The sequence below is a fragment of the Agrococcus sp. UYP33 genome (assembly GCF_054060915.1).
This window is the reverse complement of record NZ_JBSSDR010000001.1, coordinates 1,727,772-1,748,958: the sequence shown is the minus strand read 5'-3', so window position 1 is coordinate 1,748,958 and position 21,187 is coordinate 1,727,772. Positions and strand designations below refer to the sequence as shown.

The window sequence follows — 21,187 nt, the reverse complement described above, 5'->3', positions numbered from 1 at the left end:
AGCGGCACGAGCAGGACGCCGCCCTAGAGCGCTGCCTGCGGGATGTGCACGAGCTGCACGCCGCCCGCTGCGATCGCGTCGCGGATCGCATCCGCCACATCGGCCGTCCGCGCCACCCGCCGGCCGGTCGCGCCGAACGCGTCGGCGAGCGCCGCCCAGTCGGGCTGCACGAGGTCGACGCCGACCGGGACGATGCCCCGGTCGACCTCGTTCTGCTTGATCTCGGCGTAGCCGCCGTTGTCGACGCACACGATCGTCAGGTCGAGGCGCTGCTCGACCGCGGTCGCCAGCTCGTTCACGCAGAACATGAGGGCGCCGTCGCCGATGACGGCGACGACGGGACGCTCGTCCTGCGCGACCCGGGCCCCGATCGCGGCCGGTAGCCCGTAGCCGAGGGTCGCGTAGGTCGGTGTGTAGAGCAGCGAGTGCGGCACCGGCTGCACGAGCGTGTTCGCGAGCGCCATGTAGACGATCTGCGACGAGTCGCCCGCCACGATCGCGTCCTCGGGCAGCGCGGATGCGATGCGCTCGGCGAGCGCGACCGTCTCGGGCAGCGCCGCGCGAGTCTCCGCCGCGATCGCCGACCGCACGTCGCCGAGGTCGGGACGCGGGCGGGGCTCCCCCGGCAGCGCGGCGAGCAGCCCGTCGAGCACGGTCGCGCAGTCGCCCTCGATCGCGACGGTCGCGTCGAGGTTCTTGTCGAGCTGCGCCGCCGAGATGTCGACCCGGAGCACGCTGCCGGTCGCGTCGAGGGTCGGCGCCCACAGCTCGGCCTCGCCGAGCTTCGAGCCGAGCACGATGAGCGCATCCGCCGACTCGGCGACCGCGCGGGCCGCGGCGAGCCGCAGGTTGGCGCCGAGCGAGAGCGGGTGGCGCTCGTCGACGGTCGCCTTGCCGTTGAGGGTCGTGAGCACCGGCGCGCCGAGCCGCTCCGCGAGCGCCGTGACGCCGGCGGCGGCGCGGGTCGCCCCGCCGCCCGCGATGATCACGGGCGATGCCGCCCGCTCGAGCATCGCGGCCGCGTCGCGGATCGCGTCGGCAGCACCGCCTGCGGGCGGTGGGGCGGGCCGGGCGATCCGGTCCGCGGCTGGCACCCCGGCAGGGCGCTCGAGCACGTCCAGCGGGATCTCGATGTGCACGGGTCGGGGCCGGCCGGTGCGGAAGAGCGCGAACGCGTCGTGCACGGCCTCCACCGCCTCGGCGGCGCTCGACACGCGCCGCGACCACTCGGCGACGGCGGCGACCATCGCGCTCGCGTCCTTCGTCTCGTGCAGCGTGCCCACGTCGCGGAACTCGGCGCCGAGCGCCACCCCCGGCGACAGCACGATGAGCGGACGCGACTCGCAGAACGCCGTGCCGATCGCGCTCATCGCGTTCTGCAGCCCCGGTCCGGAGGTGGTGATCACGACGCCGGGGAGGCCGGTCTGCTGCGACCACCCGTCGGCACCGTACCCGGAGCCCTGCTCGTGCCGGTTCGTGACCGCGCGGATGCCGAGGTCGGCGAGCGGCCGGTAGAGCTCGAGGTTGTGGGTGCCTGGGATGCCGAAGACCGTCGTCACGCCGTAGGAGCGGATCGTCTCGAGCACCGCACGACCCGCGGTGTCGGCGAACGCGTCTGCCACCGGCCCTGCCTCGACGGCCGTCACGCCGCGTCCTCCGAGCCCTGGTAGCGGCGCTCGCCGCCGACCCACGTCTGCTCGACGCGGATGCTCGAGATCGCGTCGTCGGCGACGGTGAGCGGGTCGTCGCTCAGCACCGCGAAGTCGGCGAGCTTGCCGACCTCGAGCGACCCGAGGTCGTCCTCGCGCCCGAGCGAGATCGCGCCCTCGATGGTGTGCGCCCGCAGCGCGGCGCGCGCGGAGACGCGCAGCCCATCCGGTCCCAGCCTGTGCCCGCGCCGCGTCACCCGCGTCACGGCCGTCTGGATCGCCTCGAGCGGGATCGGCTCCGCCACCGGCGCATCCGACGAGATGGTGAACGGCACCCCCGCCGCCTCGAACTCGCCGAGCGGGTTGAACCGCTCGCCCGGCGTGCCGATCGCCTCCTCGACGCCCTCGCCCCAGTTGAAGTAGTGCTGCGTCTGGTTCACCGGGCGGATGCCGGCGGTCGCCATGCGCGCGATCTGGTCGGGCGAGGGCAGCCCGCAGTGCTCGATCCGGTGACGGGCATCGTCGTCGGGGCGCTCCTCGAGCGCCGCCTCGATCGCCGAGACGACCATCTCGATCGCCGTCGGCGACTGCGCGTGCGTCGCGGTCTGCAGCCCCACCTCGTGCGCGCGCCGGATGAGCTCGGCGTACGCCGCGGGCTCGTGGTACAGCTGCCCCGTGCGGCACGGGTCCCCGACGTAGCCGTCCGGGAAGTAGGCGGTCCAGCCGCCGAGCGTGCCGTCGGCGTAGAGCTTGATGCCCGCGAAGCTCAGGTGGGCGTTGCCGAAGGCGCCGACGAGCCCCATGTCGATCGCGTCGTCGAGCAGGTGCGAGAGCAGGTACATCGACACCCGCAGCTCGAGGCGGCCTGCCTCCGCGAGCCGCAGGTACATGTCGAGCTCGCGGCGCGAGACCTGCGCGTCGCCGATCGTCGTCACGCCGCCGGCGAGGAACCGGCGCGTCGCCGCGTCGAGCTGGCGCAGGTGCTCCGCGGGCTCGTCGGCGAGGTGGAAGTTCGGGCCGTGGTGGCCGATCTTCACGCCGTGCACGCCCGTGAGGATGTTGCAGGCCGCATCCGACAGCTCGCCGGTGAGCTCGCCGTCGGCGTCGCGGAAGAAGGTGCCGCCGTCCGGGTCGGGAGTGTCTCGGTCGATGCCGTTCTGCTCGAGCGTGCGCGAGTTGACGACGCCGCCGTGGCCCGACGCGTTCATGAGGTACACGTCGCGATCGGTCGCGACCGCGTCGAGCTCGAACCGCGTGGGGTGCCGGCCCTCGGCGAGGTTGCGGTGCTCGTAGCCGTAGCCGCGCACCGGCCTCCCCGCGGGCAGCTCGGCCGCGGCGGCGCGCAGGAGCTCGACGATCTCGGTGATGCTCCCCGCCCGCTCCGGACCGCAGTCGACCCAGGTCATCATCTGGCCGTACATGAGGGGATGCGCGTGGGCGTCCACGAACCCGGGCACGACCACGCGATCGCCGAGGTCGACGATCTCGGGCGCGAGCCCGGCGCGGGCGGCTGCGGCGTCGCATGCGGCGCGGTCGCCGACGGCGAGGATGCGGCCGTCGTCGATGAGCATCGCGGTGGCCGACCGGTCGTCGCTCGCGACCGTGTGCACGGCACGGGCGACGACGATGCGGGGTGTCGTCTGGGACGGGCGGTCGAAGGCGGTCAGCTTCCTCACGGCAGCTGGTTCGCCGTCGTGTCGGTGCGGGGCGTGAACGACTCCGTCACGGGCGCGGCGTCGGAGTGCTGCGGCGCGCGCCACGTGCAGACGAAGGCGATCGCGGCCATGGCGGTGAACATCGCGATGACGGACCAGACGGAGCCGGTCCAGGCGATGAGCTGGGTCGCGAACCACGGCGAGAAGCCGGCCCAGAGCGCGGCACCGCACCCGTACGAGAGCGAGATCGACGTGTAGCGGGCCTGGGGGCGGAACATCTGGGCGAGGATCGCGGCGATCGGCGCGTAGGTGGCGCTCATCGCGACCCGGACGAGCGAGGCGAGCAGGAAGACGAGCGGCTCGATCCTGCCGGGCATCGCGAGCAGGAACGGCGCGAACGTCAGCACCGAGGTGATGAGGCCGATGTACATGATGTTCTTCCGGCCCCACTTGTCGCCGAGCCATGCGATCGGCAGCGTGACGAGGAACTCGACGAACGACGCGAGGGTCATGGCGTCGAGGATCAGCTGCTCGCTCAGCCCGATCGGCTCACCGGTCGCGTAGGCGGTGGCGAACGTCGTGGCGAGGTAGTAGCCGCCGGTCGAGACCGGCAGGATGCCGATGCCGAGCAGGATCGGCTTCCAGTTGCTGCGCAGCGCGAAGGCGAGCGGCATGGACTGCTTGCGCCCCTGCACCTTCTCCGCGAACACCGGCGACTCCTCGACCCGGTAGCGCACCCAGAGTCCGACGCCGACGAGCACGATCGAGAGCAGGAACGGGATGCGCCAGCCGCCGTCGATGATGAAGTCGTCGCCGAAGCGCGTCATGATCGCGAAGATGCCGGAGGCGAGCAGCGCGCCCGCGGGGTTGCCGAGCTGCGTGAAGCCGCCGTAGAAGGTCTTCGACTTCTCGGGCGCGTGCTCGACGCTCATGAGCACCGCGCCGCCCCACTCGCCGCCGACGGCCAGCCCCTGCAGCGCGCGGAGCGCGATGAGCAGGATCGGCGCGGCGATGCCGATGTCGGAGTAGGTCGGCAGCAGCCCGACGAGCACCGTCGCGACGCCCATGAGCATGAGGGTGATCACGAGCGAGACGCGTCGCCCGAGCTTGTCGCCGATGTGGCCGAAGAGGATGCCGCCGATCGGACGGACCATGAACGCGACCGCGAAGGTCGCGAAGGCCGCGGCGGTCTCGGCGAGCGGGTCCTCGCTCGGGAAGAAGAGGGGTCCGAAGACGAGGGCCGCCGCCGTGGCGTAGACGTAGAAGTCGTACCACTCGATCGTGGTGCCCACGAAGGCGGCGATGCCTGCGCGTCGAGCCCTGCTGGTCGTTGAGGTCATGGCCGCTCCTTCGCGGTGGGTGGGTCGCGATGGATCGTACGCTCGCCGGAGGGTGCCGCCAAGGCCAGATCGGCGGGATCGAGCACCGCTCACGCCGTTTCTGATCGGATGATCGTCCGAACCACCACCGCCCGTCGTGTGGAAGAGGCTCTACGCTGGCGTCCTGGATGCACGGCCGTGCGTTCCCCGGAAAGATGATCGGAAGCGGACGATGGACTTCGATGCCGCGCTCGTGCGCGCCCTGCAGGAGGACGGCAGGGCGAGCGTCCAGTCGCTCGCGGACCGGCTGCAGCAGTCGCGCGCCGCCGTCTCCGCCCGCTTGCGCAGCATGCTCGCCGACGGCTCCGTGCGGGTCATCGCCGCGGTCGACCCCGCCCTGCTCGGGCAGCACGTGCTCGCGCACGTGTCGATCCGCACGAGCGGCGGTGCTGAGCCGGTGGCCCAGCGCCTGCGCGACCTCGACGAGACCGTGCTCGTCTCCGCGGTCGGCGGCGGGAGCGACCTCGTCGTCGAGGTGCGGGTCCGCTCGACGGAGCGCCTCTACGACCTGCTGACCGACATACGCCGGTTCCGCGGCGTCATCGACATCAGCACGCTCGTCTACACGAGCGTCGTGAAGGGCTTCTTCGTCTCCGACTACCGCGGCGAGCTGCGGATCGACGACATCGACCTCGCGCTGATCGAGCTGCTACAGCGCGACGGCCGCATGAGCTACCGGGCGCTCGGCGACACCGTGCGCCTCTCCCCCTCTGCGGTCACCTCGCGCGTGCAGCGCCTCATCGACGGCGGCGTCGTCAAGATCAGCGCGGTCGAGGCGCGCGGGCTCACCCACCGGCAGCTCTCGATGGGCATCGGGCTCAACCTCACGAGCGACGACGACGCGGTCATCGACGCGCTCCGCGGCTGGCGCGGTGTCGACTTCGCCGCCCGCACGCTCGGGCGCTTCGACGCCATCGCGACCCTCGTCGAGCCGACGACGCGGGCGCTCTTCGAGAGCGTCGAGCGCATCCGGGCCCTGCCGGGCGTGACGCGGCTCGAGAGCTGGGTGCACCTCGCGGTGCTCAAGGAGGACTACGCGCGCACCCTGCGTCCGACGAGCGCCGACGGCTGGGGCGCGTGACGCGTCTAGGCTGTCCTGGTGCGCGCGTACGGTGAGGTGCTGAGGGTCCCAGGGCTCGCGCGCATCATCCTCGCGCAGCTCATCGCGCGCTTCCCCGCGGGCATGTACTCGCTCGGCATCCTCATGCACATCGAGCACGAGCACGGCTCGTACACGGCCGCCGGTCTCGTGCTCGCCGCCTTCTCGGTCGGCATGGCGATCGCCGGCCCCTTCGTCACCCGGCTGATGGCCCGCTTCGGCACCGTCGCGGTGCTCGTGACGACGACCGCCGTGTCGGTGGCCGCGCTGCTGTCGATGGCCACGCTCAGCGTGCCGCTGTGGGCGGATGTGCTCGCCGGCGCCGTCGCGGGCGCCGCGATGCCGCCGGTCACGCCGACCGTGCGCACGCTCTACCCGCGCATGGTGCCGCAGCGGCTGCTGTCGCCGCTGTTCTCGTTCGACGCGGCGCTGCAGGAGATCATCTGGGTCTTCGGGCCGGTGCTGCTGACGCTGCTCGTCTCGGTCATGGGCACCGGACCGACGCTGCTCGTCACGATCGCGATCCAGGCCGTCGGCGCCGCCTTCTTCATCGTCTCGCCGGAGGTGCGGCGGCTGCGCATCCCGCCGACCTCGCGCAAGCTCGGGCGCGTGCTGCGGAAGCCCCCGGTGCTGCTCTCGGTCGTGGTCTCGGCCATGTTCATCGGCGGCTTCTCGGCGGTCGAGGCGGGCGTCGTCGCGACCTTCGGCGAGGGCGCGCTCGAGGCAGGCATCGTGCTCGCCGTCTCGGCGTTCGGCTCGCTCATCGGCGGCTTCGCGCTCGGCAGCCGCGGCATCACGCCGTGGTCGGTCGCGATCCGGCTGACGATCGTGCTCATCGGCATGGCGATCGCGCTGCCGATGACCGAGGTCGTGGGCCTCTCGATCGCGCTCTTCATCGCCGGCATCGGCACCGCGCCCGCGCTCGCCGCGTTCTCGGCGATCATCGCCGGCACGGTGAAGTTCGCCGACACCCCGGAGGCGTACGCCTGGATCGGCACCGGCCAGCTGCTGGGCGCCGCCGTCGGCTCCGCGGTGGCGGGCGTCTGCATCGACGCGATCGGCGGCGTGGGCGGCGTCTGGGTCGCGGTCGTGATGGTGGCGATCGCCGCGACCATCGCGGCGGTCTTCCGCCGCCACCAGCCCGACCTGCGCCACGGCATCGGCGAGCCGCCCGAGACCGCGCCGGTCGAGCTGCCGCGCTGACCGCGGCACCGACAGCCTCCCCCGAGCGAGGGAGGAGCCGAGTGGGCCCAGCCTGCGACAATCGAGCCATGCCCGCCGACCTGCCCCTGCTCGACGGGCGCAGCATGCCCGCGCTGGGCTTCGGCCTCTACAAGGTGCCCGCCGACGAGGCCGGTGCGGTCGTCGACGCAGGACTCGCGGCCGGGTACCGGCTCATCGACGGCGCCGAGCTCTACGGCAACGAGCGCGAGGTCGGCGACGCGGTGCGGCGTGCGGTCGACGGCGGGCTCGACCGCGCGACCCTGACGGTCACGAGCAAGCTCTGGGGCGAGCAGAGCCAGTCGACGGATGCCGTGCGCGCGTCGTTCGCGGCGAGCGAGGCCGCGCTCGGCTCCGCCATCGACCTCTACATGATCCACTGGCCACGCCCGGCGCGCGGGCAGTTCGTCGACGTCTGGCGCGCGCTGATCGCGCTCCGCGACGAGGGCCGGATCCGATCGATCGGCGTCTCGAACTTCACCGACGAGCACCTGCGGCGCATCATCGGCGAGACGGGCGTCACCCCGGTCGTGAACCAGGTGGAGTCGCATCCGTGGCTGCCGCAGCACGAGCTCCGCGCGTTCCACGCGTCGCACGGCATCGTCACCCAGGCGTGGAGCCCGCTCGGCAGGTCGCGGCTGCTCGACGATCCCGTCATCGGGCGGATCGCCGCCGCGCACGGCGTGAGCCCGGCGCAGGCGATCATCCGCTGGCACCTGCAGCTCGGCGGCGCGCTGACGCCGAAGTCGACGCATCCGCAGCGCCTGCGGGAGAACCTCGACGTCGACGGGTTCTCGCTGGACGACGACGACGTCGCCGCCATCGCCGCGCTCGAGACCGGCGAGCGCACCGGCACCCATCCTGACGACCGCCAGTGAGCGACGAGGCAGCTGTGACGAACCCGATCGAGCCGATCGACCCCACCCCCGACCTGCCGCACGCGGTCGCCGTGACGTGGGGCGTCGCCGAGCTGCCGCACCGCGGCCCGAAGCGCGAGCTCACGACCGAGCAGATCGTCGAGGCGGCGATCCAGATCGCCGATGCCGAGGGGCTCGAGGCCGTCAGCATGGGCAAGGTCGCCGCGGCGGTCGGCGTCGCGCCGATGTCGCTCTACCGGTACGTCACCGGCAAGGACGGCCTGCTGCTGCTCATGTACGACACGGCGAGCGAGGTGACGGTGCCCGGCGCGGGCAGCACCTGGCGCGAGCGGCTGCGCGAGTGGGCGATGTTCGTGCGCGCCGCGTACGACGCGCATCCGTGGCTCGCCGACCTGCCGCCCAGCTCCACGCCCACCACGCCGAACCGGCTCGCGATCATCGAAGCGGGCCTCGCCGCGCTCGAGGGTGTGCCCGCGCCCGACCGCATGAAGCTGCCCACGCTGCGGCTGCTGCTCGGCTACATCGCGCTCTACTCGAAGGCGTCGAGCGACGCGGCGGTCGACGAGGACGTGCGGCGTGCGCTGCCCGAGCTCGTGACCGACGAGCGCTTCCCGCTGCTCGCGCCGGCGGTGCGCGCCGGAGCGTTCCAGTCGAACGACGTCGACGACGGCAGCGGCTTCGGCTTCGGCCTCTCGCGCCTGTTCGACGGCATCGAGCGCTGGTTGGAGCGCAACGAGCCCGACGAGCCGCTCGAGCGCCTGCCCGCGTCGATCCTCGACGACAAGCAGGTGCGCGAGGCGGGCAAGGTCGTCGAGGAGGCGCGCGCCAGGCTCCGGCAGGCGGAGGCGAAGGCGGCGGATGCCGTGGCCAGGGCGGCCGAGCGGCTCCACGCGGTCGAGGCGCGCAACGAGGCAGCCGAGGCGCGCGCAGCGGCGAAGGCCGACCTGCGCGCCGCCAAGGCGGAGGCGAAGGCCGCGAAGCGCGGCGACCCCCGAGACTGATCGCGACCGCCCCGACCGGCGTCGCCTGACGCCTGAGTCGTGCGAAAGGTTGGGCTGTGCTTCGGCCGGCGCGCGCGCACGCTGGAAGCATGACCCGCAGACTCCTGTCCATGGCCGGCATCGTCGTCGTCGGCACCGTGCTCCTCACCGGCTGCGGCGCCATGGGCGCCTCGCAGTCGCCGGTCGTCGGCGCGCCCGCCCAGGAGGGCGGCGGCCAGGACGGCGGCGTGCCGGATCTCGGCGGCAGCCCGGCGGAGGAGCCGAGCGTCGGCATCCCCGGCGCCGGCGAGGATCTCGGTGGCGTCGCCGGCGACGAGGACCGCTCCGTCATCATCTCCGGCACCCTCAGCATGCGGGTCGGCGACCCGATCGCGACGGCGGATGCGGTCTCCGACGCGGCCGTCGCCCGCGGCGGCGCGATCGACCGCCGCTCCGAGGGCGCGTCCACCGACTTCGAGCCCGCATGGGCGACGCTCACCGTGCGCGTGCCGGCGGCGGAGGTCGAGACGATGCTCACGGCCCTCCGCGAGCTCGGCGAGGTGACCCGCGTCGACATGGGCGAGGAGCAGGTGACGGCGCAGGTGCGCGACCTCGAGGTGCGCGTGAACGCGGCCCGCACCTCCGTGGACCGGCTCACGCAGCTGCTGACCACAGCCGCCGACACCGAGACGCTGCTCGAGGTCGAGGCGCAGCTCACCGAGCGCACGAGCGAGCTCGAGCAGCTGCGCTCGCAGCAGCGCGCGCTCGAGGACCTGGTGGCCATGTCGACGATCGGCGTCGACATCCGCTCGACCACGGTCGAGGGGCCGACGGGCACGCCCAGCTTCTGGGACGGGCTCGTCGCCGGGTGGGGCGCGTTCCTGGCCTGGGGCGCCGCGGCGCTCTTCGCGCTCGGGCAGGCGGTGCCGACGCTCATCGTGCTCGCGGTGCTCGGCCTGGCCGTCTGGCTCATCGTCCGCCGCGCGCTCAAGCGGCGCCCGCAGCGCGCGACGGTCGCCGGGCCGGCGGTCGAGAACCCGGCGACGCCGACTCCCGTGGAGTGATCCTGCCAGCGGCGCTCGGGCCGCGCGCCTTGCGACATCGGCAACGTCCCGGCGGGGAAAGATTGCGAATACCCTCGACCTGAGGTTGAACTCCGCGCTACGCTCAGCGTCGGTCCTGCTCCCCAGCCCGTCACGAGGTCCCCGCTTGCGCCGCCCGCTCATCCTTGCCGTCATCACCCTTGGTCTCGGCGCCACCTTCATCGCCGTCCCGCCCGCGCCCCCTGCGGTCTCCGCCGACGACATCCCTGCCATCCAGGAGGCGCACTTCGCGGTGATCGACGAGATCGCCTCGTGGGATGCCCGCACGCCCGTCTCGCGCATCGGCACGATCGAGGGCGACCCGGTCGCCGGGACCATCCGCATCGGCTGGGCCGGCGACGTGCCGAGCGAGGTGCGCGCCATCGCCCGCGACGCGCGCGCCCAGGGCATCGACGTCGGCTTCGTCGCGCAGGAGTCGAGCGAGGCGGAGCTGCTCGAGATCGCCTACGACATGGCGGCGTCCATGCCCGTCGAGGGCGCCTTCGCGATCGGCATCGGCCAGGACACGCTCTCGGTCGAGGTGCCCACCGCATCCGCGGCTCGGGCGGCCGGCACCGAGCCCATCGCGGTCGAGGGCGACGTGCGCGAGGTCATCGACGAGGCCGAGGATGCCGCAGCCGCGGTCGGCGCGTCGGTCACCGTCGCGCAGACCGACACCGTGCCCGCCAACGCGGCCGCGGTGCCGCTCGAGGCAGGCGCCGCCATCGACCCGGCGGCGGTCGCCCCCATCCGCACGGCGCGCACCAACGACGTCGCCGTGCTGTCGGGCGGGATGCGCGTGCAGACGCAGTTCCGCAGCGGCTCGTTCGTCTCGTGCACGTCCGGCTTCACCGGGTTCTACGGCCACCGCCCCGTGATCGTCACGGCCGCGCACTGCAGCGACTACGCCGACGACCGCGCGGTGCGCAACGCCGCCGGCACGTCGATCGGGCGCAGCGACCTGGTCGCCGAGCTGAACGACGGCGAGCTGCCGTTCGACCTCGGCGTCATCGCCGCGTCCTACGACGCACGCACGCTCCCCCGCATCTACACCGGCAACACGACGACCGTCGACATCACCGGCACGCAGACCACCTGGCCGCCCTCGGGCTACCAGCTGTGCTCGTCGGGCCAGGTCACCGGCTGGAAGTGCGACCTGACCGCGGGCGGCGCCTACGTCACCTGCTACGGCACCCCGCGCGGCTCGGAGTGCATGCACGTGCAGATCGTGCGCTCGAGCGGCTCCTCGGCGTTCTGCCTCGGCGACTCCGGCGGCCCGGTCGTGAGCCGTCCGACGGATGCCGGCGCGCGCGCGGTGGGCGTCGTGTCGGGCATCCGCGGCACCGGCGGCACCTGCGCCGTCGAGGGGCTCATGGCGCCCGTCTCGCAGCTCGGCACGGTCATCTACGGGCTGCAGCTGCACACCCTGCCGTAGTCGCTGCCGCCGGTCAGGCGAGACGGTGCGTGCGGCGCACCGTCCGCGTCGAGACCACCGGCTGATAGCCAGCATCCAGAGCCACCCGGCATGATGGCCACCATGAGCGACCCCACGCCGACCGACGCTCCCTCCCTCACCGACGCATCCGTCCTGACCGCCGTCGCGGGCTGGATGCCGACCACTCGCTGGTACCCGCTGAAGGGCCAGGAGGTCGACATCGCGCTCGAGACGAGCTACGACCTGGGCGATGCCGAGATCCTGCTGCTGCGCGCGGGCGACACCCTGCTGCAGGTGCCGGTCGCGTGGCGCGACGAGCCGGGCAGCTCCCCGATCGCGCAGCTCGACGGCCGCTGGCTCGTCGACGCGTGCGGCGATGCGGATGCGGTGCAGGCGCTCATCGACGTCGCGACCGGCAGGCGGTCGGTCAACGGCCTCGACGGCGACGCGACCGCCGACCCCGCACCAGCGGGCGACATCCGCGTCATCACGGGCGAGCAGTCGAACACCTCCATCATCGGCGGCGACGGCACCTGGATCGCGAAGGTCTTCCGCGTCGTCTCCCCCGGCGACAACCCCGACGTCGTCGTCACCGGCGCCCTCACGAGGGCCGGCTGCGACCGCATCCCCCACCTGCTCGCGTCCGTGACGGCCGGCTGGCCGGCGGGCGACGCCTTCGTCACCGGTCACCTGCTCGCGGTGTCGGAGTTCGTCGCCGGCGGGCAGGACGCGTGGGAGCTGTTCCGCCAGCACGCCCTCGCCACGCTGCGCGGCGAGCAGCCCGGGGACGCGCCCGACGCCCGAGCGCTCGGCGAGGCGGTCGCGACGGTGCACCGCGACCTCGCGGCGGCCATGGGCACGGCCAGCGCGAGCGAGGCCGACACGCTGCGCTTCATCACCGGCCTCGAGCAGCGCATGGCGTGGGCGCGGCAGGAGGCGGCGGGCGTGCTCGGCGAGCTCCACGACGAGCTGCAGGCGGCCGCCGACCGGCTGCGCGAGGTGCGGCAGCTCGGAGAGCTGCAGCAGATCCACGGCGACCTCCACCTGGGCCAGGTGCTGCGCGGCGCGGACGGCGGCTGGGTGCTGCTCGACTTCGAGGGCGAGCCCCTGCGGCCGATGCACGAGCGGATGGTGCGCGAGCCGCGGCTGCGCGACGTCGTCGGCATGCTGCGCTCGTTCGACTACGCCGCAGGCTCCGCGCTGCAGGAGCTGCCCGACGCCGACGGCGCGGCGGCGGGCGACTGGGTGTGGCAGCGTCGCGCGGAGTTCCTGGCCGGCTACGCGGAGGCGGCCGGAACGGTCGACGAGTCCGACCCCGTCTTCACCGCGCTGCTGCTCGACAAGGCGCTCTACGAGGTCGTCTACGAGGTGCGCAACCGACCGAGCTGGGTGGCGGTCCCGCTCGAGGCGGTCCGCGCGCTCGTCACCGCCCCCGACGGGCCTAGCAGCGCTCCGGGGCAGGCGCCCGTCGAGTAGTCGCCGGCGGCCTGGCGCCTCGGGACGTCGATTGCGCGTCGGCCGAACCCGAGTACAGTCGCGCTCATGGTCGCCGTTCGTCGGCGAGCACAGCGGGGGCTGACGAAGGATGCGACGATGCGCCCTGCTCACCTCCTCAGCCTGACCGGCCTCCGCTTCTTCGCCGCCCTGCTCGTCGTGCTGCTGCACTTCTCGCAGCGCTTCGACGGGATACCGGGACTGACGACGGTCGCAGCGCTCGGCTACACCGGGGTGACGTTCTTCTTCGTCCTATCCGGCTTCGTCCTCGCCTGGACCCATCAGCGCGACGACACCGCAGGACGCTTCTACTGGCGCCGGTTCGCCCGGGTGTGGCCACTGCATGCGCTGACGACGGCGATCGCCATCGCCGTCGAACTCGCGCTCGGGATGCCGCAGCCCTGGTTCGCCCTGCCCGCCGTCCTCACGCTCACGCAGGCCTGGCTGCCCATCGAGGCGAGCACATTCGCCTTCAACGCACCCTCCTGGTCGTTGTCCTGCGAGCTCTTCTTCTACCTCCTGTTCCCGCTGCTGATCCGCCCGCTCGGCCGCCTCCGCCGTCCCATCCGCGCATCCGCGGTCGTCTTCGCGGCGCTCGTCGCCGTCGGCCTGGCCTGCGCGTTCCTGCTGCCCAGAGAGCAACTGGCCCTGGTGCTGTACACGCTGCCTCCGTACCGGCTCGGGGAGTTCGTCATCGGCGTCCTGCTGGCGATCGCTGTCCGACGAGGATGGCGGCCGAGGTTCACGCTCGCGCGCGCCGTGATCGTCACGACGCTGCTGTACGTCGTCATCGTGACGGCGTCGACGGTCATCCTCGAGTCTCCCCGGCGGCTGCCCTACTTCATCGCCGACCTCTGGATGCTCCCGGGCTTCGCGGCCGTGATCGCGGCCGGCGCTGTCGGTGATCTCGAGGGACGGGGCGGCATGCTCCGGTCGACCCCGATGGTGAGGCTCGGGCAGTGGTCCTTCGCGCTCTACCTGATGCACGTCCCGGTCGTGCAGATCGCTGAGAGGATCGTCGGCGAGCCGGGAGCCGCGGCCACGACCGCCCTGCTCCTCGTCGTCGTCAGCGTCGCCGTGACCGCATCCGGCCTGCTCCACGAGTGCTTCGAGCGCCCGGTCGAACGACGGCTTCGACGGATGGCGAGCAAGAGCCCGCCGCCGCAGCCGTCCGTCAGCGCCTGAGTCGAGGGGACACAGCCGACCGGAACCGCGTGCAAGATGGCTCCATGAGCGACACGAGGCCGGGTGACCCGGCGGCCGCGGCCCGGGCCCGAGTGCCGCGCCGCGCGAGCGTGACGATCGCAGCCCTCGCGGTGATCGCGTCCGTTGCGCTCGCCGTGCTGCTCCTCTGGCCCCGTCCTTCCGTACCCGGCGCGTCGGTGACCCCCGCGCCGACCACGACGTCGCCCGCCGACCCAGCCGACGCCCCGCTCGCCGTCTTCATCGGCGACTCGTACACCGTCGGCACCGCCACACCGATCAGCGGAGCGGGCTTCCCGGCGATGCTCGGCGAGCTGCGGGGCTGGCGCGTGGAGAACCTCGCGATCGCCGGCACCGGCTACTCCACCGGGCGCGCGGACGGGACTTGCGCATCGAGCGGATGCCAGTCGTACATCGGCGTGCTGCCGAGGGCGGTCGACGCCGATCCCGACATCCTGGTCGTCTCCGGCGGCCGCAACGACCTGCAGCGCGCGCACGTCGAGGAAGCGGTGACCACCTTCTACGCAGAGGTGCGGCGCCAGCTGCCGGATGTGCGGCTCATCGTCACGTCGCCGCTCTGGGACGATTCCCCCACGCCCGACGCATTGCTCGCGCTGCGCGAGCACGTCGCAGCGGCTGCCGAGAATGCCGGGGCCGAATACCTCGATCTCGGCGACCTGTTCCTCGACCGGCCCGATCTCATCGCCTACGACGATCTCCACCCGAACGAGGAGGGCCTGGCATTGATCGCCCAGCGGATCGACGAGCTCCTCGCGCGGTGAGCGCTCCGACGACGAAAGAGAGCGCCGCCCCTCGGGGCGGCGCTCTCGTCGTCTGCGTCGGATCAGCGGTTGTTGTACCGGTCGACGATGTCGGCGGGGATGCGGCCGCGCGTCGCGACCTTCAGCCCCTGCGACTCCGCCCACTCGCGGATCGCCGCGGTCTCGCCGCTGCCGCTGCTGCCGCCGCTCCGGCCGGCGGGAGCATTGGTCTTGCGTCGCCCGGAGACGCGGCGCGATGCGCGCACGTAGTCCTCGAGCGCGTTGGAGAACTCCTCGATGTGGGAGTTCGTGAGGTCGATCTCGTAGTCTGCCCCGTCGAATGCGAATCGCACGGTGCGGCCTTCGCCGTCGCCGATCGCATCACCTGAGATATCGTCGACCAGTTGCACCATTGTCTTCTTAGCCATAACGGAGAGAATACTCCCGGATGTCCACGAATCCAATTCGCTTCGCATTCGCCGGATAATGTCCCCCACTTCCTCGCGGCGATTCGCGAGAACAATCGGTGCGGGCGATTGCATTCGCGCAGGCTGATGCCCATGCTCGAACGTCCCAGAGGCATCACCATGCGTCCGTGCGCAATGCTGCCGAGCGTGCCGTGCAGACTGGATGCATGAGCCGGCTCTGGGAGATCCACGCGCGCGCCGTCAGGGCGTCCCTGCGCCGCGTCGGCGCCGTGGGCCTCGCGATCGTCGCGCCCGTCGCGCTCCTCATCACCCTGCTGCCGACGCCGCTGCAGGCGCGCACCAAGCCGCTCGTCGTCCGCGGGCTCGGATGGCTGCACGACCGGACGCTGCTCGAGTGGCTGAGCTGGACGCGACTCGAGGTGCTCGCGAACGTCGCGATGCTCGTGCCCGTCGCGCTGCTGCTGACGTTCGTGCTCGGCGCACGCCGATGGTGGCTCGCCACCGCGATCTGCGTCGCCGCGAGCGCCGGCGTCGAGACGGCGCAACTGTTCATGCCCGCCCGGGTCACGTCCCTGCTCGACGTCGCCGCGAACGGCCTCGGCGCGCTCGCGGGCGCGGCGATCGCGGCGATCGCCGAGGCGATCGTCCTGCGAGCCAGGCGGCGGTCGCTCCGACGCTGACGACCTCAGCGCACGCGCGCTGCGCTCAGTCGCGGCCGTAGATGTCGCGCGTGTAGATCTTCTCGGCGACGTCCTCGAGCTCCTCGGAGCGCCGGTTCGCGACGATCACGTCGGAGCGCCGCTTGAACTCGTCGAGATCGCGGATGATCTCCGACCCGAAGAAGGTGTCCTCCTCGAGCGCCGGCTCGTACAGCACGATCTCGACGCCCTTGGCGCGCACCCGCTTCATCACGCCCTGGATCGACGACGCCCGGAAGTTGTCGGAGCCCGACTTCATGATGAGCCGGTGGATGCCCACGACCTTCGGCTCGCGCCGCAGGATGTCGGCGGCGACGAAGTCCTTGCGCGTGGTGTTCGCCGAGACGACTGCCGCGATGAGGTTCTGCGGCACGTCCTCGTAGTTCGCGAGCAGCTGCTTCGTGTCCTTGGGCAGGCAGTACCCGCCGTACCCGAACGACGGGTTGTTGTAGTGCGTGCCGATGCGCGGGTCGAGTCCCACGCCGCCGATGATCTGCGCGGCGTCCAGGCCGTGCGTCGCGGCGTAGGTGTCGAGCTCGTTGAAGTACGCGACCCGCAGCGCGAGGTAGGTGTTGGCGAAGAGCTTGATCGCCTCGGCCTCGGTCGGGTCGGTGAGGAGCACGGGCACGTCCTTCGCCTCCGCGCCCTCGACCATGAGGTCGGCGAACTGCCGTCCGCGCTCGCCGGTGTCGCCCACCACGATGCGCGACGGGTGCAGGTTGTCGTGCAGCGCGCGGCCCTCGCGCAGGAACTCCGGCGAGAAGACGATGTGCGCGCCCGGGTGCGCGGCACGCATCCGCTCGGTGAAGCCGACGGGCACGGTCGACTTCACGACGATCGTCGCATCGGGGGCGACCGCCACCACGTGCTCGATGACCGACTCGACCGACTTCGTGTTGAAGAAGTTCTCCTGCGGGTCGTAGTCGGTCGGCGTCGCGACCACGACGAGCCCGGCGCCCTCAAAGGCCGCTGCCGCGTCCGTCGTCGCGGTCAGGCTCAGCTGCCTCGTGGCGAGGTAGTCCTCGAGCTCGACGTCGATGATCGGCGAGATGCGCGCGTTCACCTGCTCGACCTTGCGCTCGTCGATGTCCACGGCGACCACGTCGTGGTGCTGCGCGAGGACGACTGCGTTCGAGAGGCCTACGTATCCGGTGCCGACGACGACGATCTTCACAGCTGCTCGTACTCTCTGCCGGCGGGCGCCGACGTCGCTCTCAGGGCGCCGGTGCGGCACCCTGTCAACCCTACTTCGGGGGCGTTCGTGGTCGTTCGCGGCCGGCTCAGAGGCCGGCGACGAACTGCTTGAGCCAGTCCTGCAGCTCCGGGCCGATGTCCTCGCGCTCGGAGGCGAGCAGCACGTTGGCCTTGATGTAGTCGAGGCGGTCACCGGTGTCATAGCGGCGTCCGCGGAAGACGACGCCGTGCACGCCGCCCGCGGCCTCGTCACCGGCGAGCTCGAGCAGCGCGTCGGTGAGCTGGATCTCGCCACCCTTGCCGGGTTCGGTGCGCTCGAGCACGCCGAACACCTCGGGGCGCAGCACGTAGCGGCCGACGATGGCGAGGTTCGAGGGCGCCGTGCCGGCCTCGGGCTTCTCGACGAGTCCGGTCACGCGCACGATATCGTCTTGCTCGGTCGCCTCGACCGTGGCGATGCCATACAGGTGCGCCTGCGACTCGGGCACCTCCATGAGCGCCACGACCGTCGTCTGCAGCGTCGACTGCACCTCGACCATCCGCTCGAGCAGGTGGTCGCGCTCGTCGATGATGTCGTCGCCCAGCAGCACCGCGAAGGGCTCGTCGCCGACGTGCGCGCGTGCCCGGAGCACGGCGTGGCCGAGCCCGAGCGGGTCGCCCTGCCGCGTGTAGTGGATGTTCGCGAGCCCCGACGAGCGCTTCACCTTGGCGAGCCGCTTGACGTCGCCCTTCTTGATGAGCGTCGCCTCGAGCTCGGTGGCGCGGTCGAAGTGGTTCTCCAGCGCGTTCTTGTTGCGCCCGGTGACGAACAGCACGTCGTCGAGCCCTGCGCGCACCGCCTCTTCGACCACGTACTGGATGACGGGCTTGTCGACGACCGGCAGCATCTCCTTGGGCAATGCCTTGGTCGCGGGCAGGAACCGGGTGCCGAGCCCTGCGGCGGGGATGACGGCCTTCGTGACGGAGGTCTGCATGGTGATGAACCTATCGATCGATGGTTACGCGACTGTGTCCGAGAGGCGTCGCGCAGTCGCGGGCGCTACCCGCGCGCCTTCGCCTTCGCCTTCGCCTTCGTCTTGCTCAGCGCGTAGCCCTCGCCATAGGCACCGTAGGCGCCGTAGGCGTTCGCGGCCTTCGCCGGCAGCATCGTCAGGACGACGCCCGCGACGGGCGCGTCCACGTTCTCGAGCATGCCGAGCGCGACGTCGAGCTGATGACGTGTCGCCCTGCCGCTCGCCACGACCATGATCGCCCCGGCGGTGTTGCGCGACAGCACCGCCGCGTCCGTGACGGGAAGGAGCGGCGGGGCATCGAAGAGCACCCAGTCGAACTCGGTCTCGAGCTGCGTGATGAGCGCCTGCATCGACTTGGAGCCGAGCAGTTCGCTGGGATTCGGCGGGATCTGGCCCGACGGCAGCACGTAGAGCGACGACTCGCCCCACATCTGCACGGCGTCGACGAGCTCCGCCCGCCCGATGAGGACGTCCGTGAGGCCCACGCTGCCGTCGATGTTCATGTACTCGGCGACTTTCGGCTTGCGAAGGTCCGCGTCGATCAGGATCACGGTCTCGCCAGCATCCGCGAGCGCGAGTGCGAGGTTCGCCGCAGTGGAGCTCTTGCCCTCGCTCGGCGTCGAGGAGGTGACCACGAACGTGCGGCTGCGACCGTCCACCTCGACGAACTGCAGGTTCGTGCGCAGGGTGCGGTAGGCCTCGGAGCGAGGGCTGAGCGGGTCCGAGTGCACGACGAGCGGACGCTGCTTGGCCTTCGGGTCGAAGGTCATCGAGCCCACCACGGGCAGCTCCGTCACGAGCTTGAGGCCGCGCTCGTCGCGGATGCGGGTGTCCAGCACCTCTCGCAGGAGCGCGATCGCGATGCCGAGCGCCAGACCGAGCAGGGCGCCGAGCGCGACGTTGAGCATCGGCCGCGGACTGACCGGCGTCTGCGGCACGGTCGCCCGCTCCACCGTCGTCAGCTGCACCGGGCTTCCGCCTTCACCCGGTGACTCGATCTCGGCCACGGTGGTCGCGAGGCTCGCCGCGACGGCATCGGCGATGCGTGCAGCGAGCGCCGGATCCTCGTCGACCGCGTTGATCTCGATGATCGTGGTGTCGAGCACGGGGCTGGCCGCGACCGACTCCGCGAGCGTCTGGCTGTCGAGCGTCAACCCGAGGTCTGCGATCACCCGCTCGAGCACGTCCTGGGAGGTCGCGAGACTCGCATACGTCTTCACTCGGGACAGCGTGAAGGAGTTGCCCTGCACCAGCTCGGCGCTGCTACCGCCGCCCTGCGTCGACACGAACACCTGCGTCTGCGCGCTGTACGACGGCTGCTGCACCGTCGCGATCAGCGCACCGACGCCGACGCCGGCAAGCATGAGCGCGAGCAGCAGAATGACGTTCTTCCGCACGACTCGCAGGTAGTCGCTCAGCTCCACGGATGGGTTCCCTTCGGTCGCAGCGCCTCGAGCGAGACGTGCTGTGTTCGCGTCAATACGCGCCATCTCGCGCGACCACTGCTTTCGCGGTGCGCCAGAGGATCTGCAGGTCGGCGATGAGCGACCAGTTCTCTACATAGTAGAGGTCGAGCCGAACCGACTCCTCCCACGACAGGTTCGAGCGACCGCTCACCTGCCACAAGCCCGTGATCCCGGGCTTCACCAGGAACTTGCGGTGCACGTGCTGCTCGTAGAGGTCGACCTCGCGCTGCAGCGGAGGCCGTGGCCCCACGAGCGACATGTCCCCCGCCACCACGTTGAACAGCTGCGGCAGCTCGTCGAGCGAGAAGCGACGGATGAAGCGGCCGACCCGCGTGATGCGCGGATCGTGCTTCATCTTGAAGAGGACGGCGTTGCCGGCGTCATGCCCCTCGTCGCGCTCGTCGAGCAGCGTCGCCAGGACCTGCTCCGCGTCGACGCGCATCGACCGGAACTTGAGCATGCGGAAGGTGCGGCCGCGGAATCCGATGCGCTCCTGCCTGAACAGCACCGGACCCGGCGAGTCGAGCTTCACCGCAAGCGCGAGCACGAGCAGCGGCACGGCGAGGACGAGGATCAGCGCGAGGCTCGCGAGGATGTCGAACATCCGCTTGATGAACCGCTCGGACCCCTCGAAGCGCGGCGTCTCGACATGGATGAGCGGCAGGCCGGCAACAGGCCTCGTGTGGATCCGCGGACCGCCGACGTCCGTGAGCGCCGGCGCGACGATGAGGTGCTGCCTGCCCGGCTCGAGGCGCCAGCTGAGCTCCCGGATCTTCTCGGGCGACAGGTCGTCGCTGCCCGTCAGCACGAGGGTGTGCGCGTTCACACGCGCGAGAGCGTCGATCGAGTCGTCGATGTCGCCGAGCACGGGCACGCCGAGCTTGCGGAGCCGGCCGTTGGCCACCCCTCCCGGCACGCAGACGCCCTGCACGCCGAACCCCGCGCGCTTGGCCGACCGCAGCTGCTCGACGATGTGGGCAACGCCAGCCGCGGAGCCCGCCACCACGACGCGGTTCTGGAAGTAGCCGCGGACGCGCATGCGGGTGAGCCACTGACGCCAGACCTGGCGGGAGATGAGCAGGAAGGCCAGTCCGGTCGGCATCGCGATAGCGACGTAGGTGCGCGCGAACTCGTACTCGGTCAGATATGCGGTGATCGCGATGACACCGAAGACGAAGAACGACGCGTTGAAGACGCGCACGTACTCGGTGGTCCCGGCCCCCAGGACTCGCGCGTCGCGTGAGCCCGAGGCAGCCAGCGCGAAGAGCCACGCTGCAGCGATGATGACGCTGAACCAGGTCGGATCCACGACACCTCGCCAATCGATGCCCTCGACGAGATCGCGGTCGCCCAGCACGGAGAGGTTGACGAACTGCGCGATGCCGACCGCGACGATCACGCAGGCGATGTCGGAGAGCAGGAGGCGCTCGGGGAAGCGGGCGACCCACGGCGGTGACGATCGCCGAAGCGAGATGGTCTGGGACGCGCTCGGGGGGAGGCTGCTCACTGCTTGTCCTCCACCATCCGACGTCTCCGCATCCGCTTCCCAAGA

General features: G+C 71.7%; 18 protein-coding genes. 10 read left to right on the top strand and 8 right to left on the bottom strand.

Features of this window, described 5'->3' with window-relative positions:
- Positions 1-23: 23 nt before the first annotated feature.
- The 3 genes from ACVWW9_RS08580 to ACVWW9_RS08570 are packed head-to-tail and all read right to left on the bottom strand — an operon-like array spanning position 24 to position 4,644.
- Positions 24-1,646, bottom strand: a complete 1,623-nt coding sequence (locus tag ACVWW9_RS08580) for a thiamine pyrophosphate-binding protein (protein ID WP_456515143.1) — start codon at positions 1,644-1,646, stop codon at positions 24-26.
- Positions 1,643-3,325, bottom strand: a complete 1,683-nt coding sequence (locus ACVWW9_RS08575; protein ID WP_456515142.1) for an amidohydrolase — start codon at positions 3,323-3,325, stop codon at positions 1,643-1,645. Before ACVWW9_RS08575 ends, ACVWW9_RS08580 begins: the two co-directional genes overlap by 4 nt.
- Complete coding sequence (locus tag ACVWW9_RS08570; protein ID WP_456515141.1) at positions 3,322-4,644, bottom strand: MFS transporter; 1,323 nt, start codon at positions 4,642-4,644, stop codon at positions 3,322-3,324. The genes ACVWW9_RS08575 and ACVWW9_RS08570 overlap by 4 nt, the downstream gene beginning before the upstream one ends.
- 211 nt (positions 4,645-4,855) lie before the next feature.
- On the opposite strand from ACVWW9_RS08570, the gene ACVWW9_RS08565 reads away from it, so the two are divergent.
- The 9 genes from ACVWW9_RS08565 (at position 4,856) to ACVWW9_RS08525 (ending at position 14,857) form a co-directional block, all read left to right on the top strand.
- Positions 4,856-5,764: an Lrp/AsnC family transcriptional regulator gene (locus ACVWW9_RS08565; RefSeq protein WP_456515140.1), complete on the top strand. Its 909-nt coding sequence runs from the start codon at positions 4,856-4,858 to the stop codon at positions 5,762-5,764.
- A gap of 18 nt (positions 5,765-5,782) precedes the next feature.
- Entirely contained in the window at positions 5,783-6,985 is a 1,203-nt protein-coding gene (locus ACVWW9_RS08560; protein ID WP_123697269.1) for an MFS transporter, read from the top strand.
- A gap of 68 nt (positions 6,986-7,053) precedes the next feature.
- A complete protein-coding gene (locus tag ACVWW9_RS08555; RefSeq protein WP_456515139.1) occupies positions 7,054-7,881 on the top strand; it encodes an aldo/keto reductase in 828 nt (275 codons plus the stop codon).
- 14 nt (positions 7,882-7,895) lie between these two features.
- Complete coding sequence (locus ACVWW9_RS08550) at positions 7,896-8,882, top strand: TetR/AcrR family transcriptional regulator (protein WP_456515138.1); 987 nt, start codon at positions 7,896-7,898, stop codon at positions 8,880-8,882.
- A gap of 89 nt (positions 8,883-8,971) precedes the next feature.
- Entirely contained in the window at positions 8,972-9,925 is a 954-nt protein-coding gene (locus ACVWW9_RS08545; RefSeq protein ID WP_456515137.1) for a DUF4349 domain-containing protein, read from the top strand.
- Positions 9,926-10,070: 145 nt separating this feature from the next.
- The gene (locus tag ACVWW9_RS08540) at positions 10,071-11,378 is read left to right on the top strand and encodes a trypsin-like serine protease (RefSeq protein ID WP_456515136.1); all 1,308 of its coding nucleotides are present in this window, start codon (positions 10,071-10,073) and stop codon (positions 11,376-11,378) included.
- A 102-nt stretch (positions 11,379-11,480) separates the two neighbouring features.
- Positions 11,481-12,854 (top strand): maltokinase N-terminal cap-like domain-containing protein, encoded by a 1,374-nt coding sequence (locus ACVWW9_RS08535; protein WP_456515135.1) that lies wholly within the window; start codon positions 11,481-11,483, stop codon positions 12,852-12,854.
- A 117-nt stretch (positions 12,855-12,971) separates the two neighbouring features.
- Positions 12,972-14,057: an acyltransferase family protein gene (locus ACVWW9_RS08530; protein ID WP_456515134.1), complete on the top strand. Its 1,086-nt coding sequence runs from the start codon at positions 12,972-12,974 to the stop codon at positions 14,055-14,057.
- Between the two features lie 44 nt (positions 14,058-14,101).
- Positions 14,102-14,857: an SGNH/GDSL hydrolase family protein gene (locus tag ACVWW9_RS08525; protein ID WP_456515133.1), complete on the top strand. Its 756-nt coding sequence runs from the start codon at positions 14,102-14,104 to the stop codon at positions 14,855-14,857.
- Between the two features lie 62 nt (positions 14,858-14,919).
- Here the strand turns inward: ACVWW9_RS08525 and ACVWW9_RS08520 are convergent, their stop codons facing one another.
- A complete protein-coding gene (locus ACVWW9_RS08520; RefSeq protein WP_456515132.1) occupies positions 14,920-15,378 on the bottom strand; it encodes a histone-like nucleoid-structuring protein Lsr2 in 459 nt (152 codons plus the stop codon).
- A gap of 92 nt (positions 15,379-15,470) precedes the next feature.
- Here ACVWW9_RS08520 and ACVWW9_RS08515 point away from each other — a divergent pair, with 92 nt between their 5' ends.
- Positions 15,471-15,944: a VanZ family protein gene (locus ACVWW9_RS08515; protein ID WP_456515131.1), complete on the top strand. Its 474-nt coding sequence runs from the start codon at positions 15,471-15,473 to the stop codon at positions 15,942-15,944.
- Between the two features lie 25 nt (positions 15,945-15,969).
- Here ACVWW9_RS08515 and ACVWW9_RS08510 read toward each other — a convergent pair whose 3' ends face one another.
- The 4 genes from ACVWW9_RS08510 to ACVWW9_RS08495 form a co-directional block, all read right to left on the bottom strand.
- Complete coding sequence (locus ACVWW9_RS08510) at positions 15,970-17,136, bottom strand: nucleotide sugar dehydrogenase (protein ID WP_456515130.1); 1,167 nt, start codon at positions 17,134-17,136, stop codon at positions 15,970-15,972.
- A gap of 106 nt (positions 17,137-17,242) precedes the next feature.
- On the bottom strand, positions 17,243-18,130 hold the full coding sequence (galU, locus tag ACVWW9_RS08505) for a UTP--glucose-1-phosphate uridylyltransferase GalU (protein WP_456515129.1): 888 nt from the start codon (positions 18,128-18,130) through the stop codon (positions 17,243-17,245).
- 65 nt (positions 18,131-18,195) lie between these two features.
- A complete protein-coding gene (locus tag ACVWW9_RS08500; protein WP_456515128.1) occupies positions 18,196-19,593 on the bottom strand; it encodes a polysaccharide biosynthesis tyrosine autokinase in 1,398 nt (465 codons plus the stop codon).
- A gap of 52 nt (positions 19,594-19,645) precedes the next feature.
- A complete protein-coding gene (locus ACVWW9_RS08495) occupies positions 19,646-21,142 on the bottom strand; it encodes a sugar transferase (RefSeq protein ID WP_456515127.1) in 1,497 nt (498 codons plus the stop codon).
- Between the last annotated feature and the right edge of the window lie 45 nt (positions 21,143-21,187).

Excerpts from the sequence above, each read along its gene's own strand:
- ACVWW9_RS08570 (WP_456515141.1), bottom strand. The coding sequence starts at position 4,644 with ATGACCTCAACGACCAGCAGGGCTCGACGCGCAGGCATCGCCGCCTTC.
- ACVWW9_RS08565 (WP_456515140.1), top strand. The coding sequence starts at position 4,856 with ATGGACTTCGATGCCGCGCTCGTGCGCGCCCTGCAGGAGGACGGCAGG.
- ACVWW9_RS08555 (WP_456515139.1), top strand. The coding sequence starts at position 7,054 with ATGCCCGCCGACCTGCCCCTGCTCGACGGGCGCAGCATGCCCGCGCTG.
- ACVWW9_RS08545 (WP_456515137.1), top strand. The coding sequence starts at position 8,972 with ATGACCCGCAGACTCCTGTCCATGGCCGGCATCGTCGTCGTCGGCACC.
- ACVWW9_RS08535 (WP_456515135.1), top strand. The coding sequence starts at position 11,481 with ATGAGCGACCCCACGCCGACCGACGCTCCCTCCCTCACCGACGCATCC.
- ACVWW9_RS08530 (WP_456515134.1), top strand. The coding sequence starts at position 12,972 with ATGCGCCCTGCTCACCTCCTCAGCCTGACCGGCCTCCGCTTCTTCGCC.
- ACVWW9_RS08525 (WP_456515133.1), top strand. The coding sequence starts at position 14,102 with ATGAGCGACACGAGGCCGGGTGACCCGGCGGCCGCGGCCCGGGCCCGA.
- ACVWW9_RS08520 (WP_456515132.1), bottom strand. The coding sequence starts at position 15,378 with ATGCAATCGCCCGCACCGATTGTTCTCGCGAATCGCCGCGAGGAAGTG.
- ACVWW9_RS08515 (WP_456515131.1), top strand. The coding sequence starts at position 15,471 with ATGAGCCGGCTCTGGGAGATCCACGCGCGCGCCGTCAGGGCGTCCCTG.
- galU (WP_456515129.1), bottom strand. The coding sequence starts at position 18,130 with ATGCAGACCTCCGTCACGAAGGCCGTCATCCCCGCCGCAGGGCTCGGC.